7 protein-coding genes are annotated in these 5441 nt (G+C 73.3%); 2 read left to right on the forward strand and 5 right to left on the reverse strand.

Annotated features, from left to right (window positions below; translation table 11 throughout):
• Positions 1-157: 157 nt before the first annotated feature.
• Positions 158-1114 carry an aldo/keto reductase gene (locus ACFUEL_RS34230; RefSeq protein ID WP_380241233.1) on the reverse strand — a complete coding sequence of 319 codons (957 nt, stop codon included), beginning with the start codon at positions 1112-1114 and terminating at the stop codon, positions 158-160.
• A gap of 150 nt (positions 1115-1264) precedes the next feature.
• Here ACFUEL_RS34230 and ACFUEL_RS34235 point away from each other — a divergent pair, with 150 nt between their 5' ends.
• Positions 1265-1468, forward strand: coding sequence for a hypothetical protein (locus ACFUEL_RS34235; RefSeq protein ID WP_380241234.1), 204 nt, complete (start codon positions 1265-1267; stop codon positions 1466-1468).
• A gap of 106 nt (positions 1469-1574) precedes the next feature.
• Positions 1575-2423: a tyrosine-protein phosphatase gene (locus ACFUEL_RS34240; RefSeq protein ID WP_380241236.1), complete on the forward strand. Its 849-nt coding sequence runs from the start codon at positions 1575-1577 to the stop codon at positions 2421-2423.
• A 16-nt stretch (positions 2424-2439) separates the two neighbouring features.
• Here the strand turns inward: ACFUEL_RS34240 and ACFUEL_RS34245 are convergent, their stop codons facing one another.
• From ACFUEL_RS34245 to ACFUEL_RS34260, 4 genes are all read right to left on the reverse strand, one after another.
• Positions 2440-3306: an RNA polymerase sigma factor SigF gene (locus ACFUEL_RS34245; protein WP_380241238.1), complete on the reverse strand. Its 867-nt coding sequence runs from the start codon at positions 3304-3306 to the stop codon at positions 2440-2442.
• A 155-nt stretch (positions 3307-3461) separates the two neighbouring features.
• The gene (locus tag ACFUEL_RS34250; protein ID WP_380241240.1) at positions 3462-4319 is read right to left on the reverse strand and encodes an RNA polymerase sigma factor SigF; all 858 of its coding nucleotides are present in this window, start codon (positions 4317-4319) and stop codon (positions 3462-3464) included.
• Between the two features lie 203 nt (positions 4320-4522).
• A complete protein-coding gene (locus ACFUEL_RS34255) occupies positions 4523-4816 on the reverse strand; it encodes a Dabb family protein (RefSeq protein WP_033214386.1) in 294 nt (97 codons plus the stop codon).
• 96 nt (positions 4817-4912) lie between these two features.
• Entirely contained in the window at positions 4913-5077 is a 165-nt protein-coding gene (locus ACFUEL_RS34260; RefSeq protein ID WP_199811186.1) for a hypothetical protein, read from the reverse strand.
• Between the last annotated feature and the right edge of the window lie 364 nt (positions 5078-5441).

Below are 5441 nucleotides of genomic sequence, written 5' to 3' on the forward strand. Positions count from 1 at the left end.
GACCCCCGCCGGGCGCGCAGATGGGCACGGGGATGGCGCGGGAGACCCGGACGGGGACGGGGACGGGGATCCTCGGCGCTTGGTGGCGTGTTGACGACGTTCGCGTAGGCCTCCCGCAGTGCGGCGGGAGGGGCGCCGTCCGTGCGGCCGGGGCCGGTCAGGCGGAGGCTTCGGAGAGCAGCTTGAGCTCGGCCCCGGTCAGCTCCAGCGAGGCGGCGGCCAGCAGCGGCGGCAGCTGCTCGACGGTGCGGGCGCTGGCCAGCGGGGCCGCCACCGTCGGCTGCGCGGCCAGCCAGGCCAGCGCCACCGTGGCGACCTGCGTGCCGTGCCCGGCGGCGACCTCGTCCAGGGCGGCGAGCACCCGGAGGCCGCGCGGGTCGTCCAGGTACTTGGCGGCGCCCTGGGAGCGAGCGGAGTCGACGGCGCTGCCCGGACGGTACTTGCCGGTCAGGAAGCCGGAGGCGAGCGCGTAGTACGGGACGACGGACAGGCCGTGCTCGGCGACGACGCTCGCCAGCGGGCCCTCGTAGGTGTCCCGGGAGACCAGGTTGTAGTGCGGCTGCACCGCGACGTACTTGGCCAGGCCCTCGCGCTCGGCGAACTCCAGCGAGGCGGCGAGCCGCTCCGGGCCGATGTTGGAGGCGGCGACCTCGCGCACCTTGCCCTCGCGGACCAGTTCGTCCAGCGCCGTGACGATCTCCTCGACCGGGGTGTCCGGGTCGTCCCGGTGGGTGTAGAACAGGTCGATCCGCTCCACGCCGAGCCGGCGCAGCGAGGCTTCCGCGCCGCGCTTGATCGTCTCGGACTTCAGGTTGTTCGCGCCGGGCATCGCGCCGACCTTGGTGGCGACCACGATCTGCTCGCGGTCGCCGCGGCCGCGCAGCCACTCCCCGATCACGGTCTCCGACTCGCCGCCCGAGTTGCCCGGCGCCCAGGCCGAGTAGACGTCCGCGGTGTCGATGAAGTTGCCGCCCGCGGCGGCGTACGCGTCGAGGACGGCGAAGGACTGGTCCGCGTCCGCCGTCCAGCCGAACACGTTGCCGCCGAGGGACAGCGGGGAGACGGCGAGGTCGGAGGGGCCGAGGGTCACCCGGGGGGCGTCACTGTTGGTCATGTCAGGGGGCAACCCGTTCGGGTCGGGCTTGATTCCGCCGGGTCGTGCGTCCACGCCCCGGCCGTCCGGGGTGAGGGGTCGGTGCAGACCCGTTCCGGGACGGGGACCGGGGTGTCGGCGGGCCGCCCGGGGCGGCTAGAGTCCCGTTCCATGGCTGACAACGACTACGACCCCGCCGGCTCGACCCAGATGTTCCGGGCGTTCGTCGACGAGGCCCCGGCCGCGCAGGCCCCGGGCACCGTCACCACCTACGGCAGCAGCAGCTCCTCGTCGAACCGCACCCCGGTGATCGTGATCGGGGCGATCGTGGCCCTCGCGGTCATCGCCGGCGTGATCTGGCTGGCCGTCAAGTAGCACCCCGCGCGCCCGCCCGCACGGGGCCGACCGGACACCCGGGCGGCCCCGCCGCCGGGCCTGCCTACACTGGCCCGGTCCGCCGCACCGCCGCCAGGAGGCACCCGTGACCGCGCCGTCCACCGAGACCGCCAGGAGCCTCGGCCTGGCCGCCGCCGTCAACGCCCGCGACCTGGGCGGCTACCGCACCGCGGACGGCCGCACCGTGCGCGGCGGCGCGCTGCTGCGCACCGAGGCGCTCAGCCGGCTCGGCGAGGACGACCGGGCGCTGCTCGGCGCGATCGGGCTGCGCCACGTGGTGGACCTGCGCAGCCTCGACGAGGTCCGCCACCTGGGCGCCGACCTCGTCCCCGGGCTGCCCCCGGCGGTGCTGCCGGTGGACGCGGCGGCGACGCTCACCGTCCCGGCGGCCGACGGCCTCGGGCCGACCCTGCACCACCTGCCGGTGTTCTCCGCGGACTTCGACCTGTACGTGGAGCTGCGCCGGGCGCTGGGCAGCGGCGACCCGGTGGCGATGCACGCCGTCCTCGGCGACGGGCGGGGCACCGCGCTGATGACCTCGATGTACCGCTGGTTCGTCACCGACCCGGTCGCCCGCTCCCGCTTCGCCACCGTCCTGCGGCTGGTCGTCGAGGCGGACGGCGCGCCGGTGCTCTTCCACTGCACGGCCGGCAAGGACCGCACCGGCTGGACGGCGGCCCTGCTGCTCACCGCCCTCGGCGTGGACCGGGAGAGCGTCCTGGCGGACTACCTGCTCACCAACGAGCGGGCCGCCGCCCTGATCGCCCGGGTGGACCCGCTGATGCGGCCGCTGGCCCGCGCGGAGGCGGTCTACCTGGAGGCCGCGTTCGAGGAGCTGGCCCTCGGGTGGTCCGGCTTCGAGCACTTCTGGCAGGACGGGCTGGGGCTGACCGAGGAGCACCTGCTGCGGCTGCGGCGGGCCTGCACCGTCTGACGCCGCCCGCCGCCGCTCACTCCGCGGTGAGGCCCTCCCGGAGGTGGGCGAGGGTCTTGGTGAGCAGCCGGGAGACGTGCATCTGGGAGATGCCGATCTCCTCGCCGATCTGGGACTGCGTCAGGTTCCCGAAGAAGCGCAGCATGATGATGCGGCGCTCGCGGGGCGGGAGCTTGGCGAGCAGCGGCTTGAGGGACTCGCGGTACTCGACGCCTTCGAGGGCGAGGTCCTCGTAGCCGAGGCGGTCGGCGAGCGGGCCGTCGCCGCCGTCGTCCTCGGCGGGGGAGGAGTCCAGGGAGCTGGCGGTGTACGCGTTGCCGACGGCGAGGCCCTCGACCACGTCCTCCTCGGAGACGCCGAGGTAGGCGGCGAGTTCGGGGACGGTGGGGGAGCGGTCGAGCCGCTGGGAGAGCTCGTCGCCGGCCTTGGTGAGGGCGAGGCGGAGCTCCTGGAGGCGGCGGGGGACGCGCACGGACCAGCTGGTGTCCCGGAAGAAGCGCTTGATCTCGCCGACCACGGTGGGCATGGCGAAGGTCGGGAACTCGACGCCGCGGTCCGGGTCGAAGCGGTCGATGGCCTTGATCAGGCCGATGGTGCCGACCTGGACGATGTCCTCCATCGGCTCGTTGCGGCTGCGGAAGCGCGCGGAGGCGTACCGGACCAGCGGCAGGTTGAGCTCGATCAGGGTGTCCCGGACGTAGGTGTGCTCCGCGCTGCCGGACTCCAGCCCGGCGAGCCGGCGGAACAGGGAGCGGGACAGCGTGCGGGTGTCGAGGGCCCGGTCGGGGGCCTCGGCGGGACCGGCCTGGGCCGGGATCGATACGGCGACGGCTTCGGCCTGGGTTTCGACTTCGATGACCGCACTGCCCGGTTCTGTGAACACGCGCCCACCCCCTCGTGACTGTCTGTCGAACGGTCGCCACCGAGCAGTGGTTCCCGGCTGACGGGTCTGACTGCTCAATACCGGCCCACCGGCCCCGGCAAACCCGAACGTGTCGACTCGTCACCCGCCGGTGGCGCGGGGCAACAGGAGGCGACTCACTCCTCCCAGGAGTTCCCGGTGCGCAGCCGGGACAGGATCCGGGACAGCAGCCGGGAGACGTGCATCTGGGACATGCCGAGTTCGGTGGAGATCTGCGACTGGGTGAGGTTGGCGAAGAAGCGCAGCATGATGATCCGCCGCTCCCGCTCGGGGAGCTGGACCAGCAGGTGGCGGACCACGTCGCGGTGCTCGACGTCGGTGAGGGCGGAGTCCTCGTAGCCGAGCCGGTCGAGCAGGGCGAGGCCGCCCTCGTGCTCCTGGGCGGCCTCCAGGGAGGCGGCGTTGTAGGCGCGGCCGGCGTCCAGGCAGGCCCGGACGTCCTCCTCGGGGATGCGCAGGTTGGCGGCGATCTCGGGGACCTTGGGGGCCCGGCCGTGGGTGACCGTCAGCTCCTCCATGGCGCCGCTGACCTGCACCCAGAGCTCCTGGAGGCGGCGCGGGACGTGCATGGTGCGGACGTTGTCGCGGAAGTAGCGCTTGATCTCGCCGAGGATGGTGGGCAGCGCGTAGGTGGGGAACTGGACGCCGCGTTCGGGGTCGAAGCGGTCGATGGCGTTGATCAGGCCGATGGTGCCGACCTGGACGATGTCCTCCATCGGCTCGCTGCGGCTGCGGAAGCGGGTGGCGGCGTAGCGGACCAGCGGGATGTTGACCTCGATCAGCGCGGCGCGGACCCGGACGCGCTCGGGGGCGTCCGGCGGCAGCTCGGCGAGTCGTTCGAACAGGACCCGGGTGAGGGTGCGGACGTCCACCGCGCCGCGGGTGCCGGGGCGGCGGGAGGCCAGCTCGACTGGGTCCGGCGGATCCTCGACCCGGTCCTCGGGCGCACTGCCCTGCTGCGTCCGCACGGACACCTCACCCTCCCTTGAGAACCACCTCGCCAAATTCCGGCAAAACCGGTCATAGCATCACAAGTGGCTCTGTCGCCGGGCAAGTACCCGGTGGAGGCGTGTTGACGGACCGTCCAGCATTCGGCGGAGTGTGCATGGGCCCCCGTCCTCGGGCGGAGGGCGGGAGGCCGAAGGGTCGTGCGTGTACGAGGGACGGCGCGGGAGGGTCAGACCTCCAGGTCGGCGATCACCCAGGTGGCGAACTCGCGCCACTGCGCGGCGGCGGCCTGGTGGGCCGGGTGGCCGAGGTACGCGGCCAGCGCCTCGCGGTCCTCGACCAGGCTGTTGATCGCGAAGTCCTGGGCGATGTCCCGCTCGGCGAAGTTCCAGCCGCACTCCCACTCGCGCAGCTCGGGGACCAGCGCGCCGAGCTCCGCGAACGCCTCGGCGCCCGCGACGGCCCGCGGGTCGTCCTTGGTGACGCCTTCGTTGAGCTTGAACAGGACCAGGTGCCGGATCACGATGCCGCTCCTCGCGGGTGGGGGGAGGGCGCGCCCGCTCGGCGGAGCGCCCCCCGAAGGACGAACCCCGCCACCGTACTAGGGCTCAGCGGGGGCTCAGCGCACCAGTCCGGTCATGAACGACCCCACCGCCTTGGCGGCGTCCGAGATGCCGACGAAGCCGGACTTCACCAGGTCCGCCGAGCGCTCCGGTGAGGTGATGATCGTGTAGATGACGAAGATGACCAGGATCCACATGGCCACCTTCTTCGCCTGAGCCATCGAACGGGCCTGCCTCCCTGAGTCGGGCCGCCGTCCTCTCCCCGTACGGCCCTGCCACCCGGCAGCTTATCCACCGGACGGCGCAACGGGTGAGGGGCGTGTTCACCCGCCGGGACGAAGGTCCCCCGCGGACGGGGCTTTCTCCGGATGTGCCCACCCGGGCGGCGCGGCAGGATGGTTGATGTACCGAGGATCTGGCAGGAATCCCCGGTACGGCGATCCGGAGGTCCCCGCTGTGGGACCGGGCGCCGCGGCTTCCCCCCGACGCGGCACCGGTTGTGGGACCTCCGCCAGGGGCAGCAGCTCGTCCCCCCGGAGCTGCTGCCCCCACCGCGGACCGAGAGGTTCCGGCCAGGCTCCGCAC

Origin of the sequence: Kitasatospora sp. NPDC057198, assembly GCF_042670125.1 — a bacterium.
Lineage (GTDB): Bacteria > Actinomycetota > Actinomycetes > Streptomycetales > Streptomycetaceae > Kitasatospora.